4 tRNA genes are annotated in these 366 nt (G+C 52.2%); all 4 read left to right on the plus strand.

Annotated features, from left to right (window positions below):
- The 4 genes from ACE3MQ_RS27360 (at position 1) to ACE3MQ_RS27375 (ending at position 338) form a co-directional block, all read left to right on the plus strand.
- Positions 1-73, plus strand: a tRNA-Lys gene (locus ACE3MQ_RS27360).
- A gap of 12 nt (positions 74-85) precedes the next feature.
- A tRNA-Leu gene (locus ACE3MQ_RS27365) sits at positions 86-170 on the plus strand.
- 6 nt (positions 171-176) lie between these two features.
- A tRNA-Gly gene (locus ACE3MQ_RS27370) sits at positions 177-251 on the plus strand.
- 10 nt (positions 252-261) lie between these two features.
- Positions 262-338, plus strand: a tRNA-Arg gene (locus ACE3MQ_RS27375).
- Positions 339-366 lie beyond the last annotated feature (28 nt).

Genomic DNA, 366 nt, shown 5'->3' on the forward strand with positions numbered 1-366 from the left:
GAGCCATTAGCTCAGTTGGTAGAGCACCTGACTTTTAATCAGGGTGTCGAAGGTTCGAGTCCTTCATGGCTCACTTTTAAGAGTTGCGCGTGTGGCGGAATTGGCAGACGCACTAGACTTAGGATCTAGCGTCTTCGGATGTGGGGGTTCAAGTCCCTCCACGCGCACCACAGTATGCGGACGTGGCTCAGCGGTAGAGCATCGCCTTGCCAAGGCGAGGGTCGCGGGTTCGATTCCCGTCGTCCGCTCCATATATATTTTGCGCCCTTAGCTCAGCTGGATAGAGCGTTTGACTACGAATCAAAAGGTCGGGAGTTCGAATCTCTCAGGGCGTGCCATTTTTTATTTGCATATGATATGCCATTT

Origin of the sequence: Paenibacillus lentus, assembly GCF_042714055.1 — a bacterium.
Lineage (GTDB): Bacteria > Bacillota > Bacilli > Paenibacillales > Paenibacillaceae > Fontibacillus > Fontibacillus lentus_A.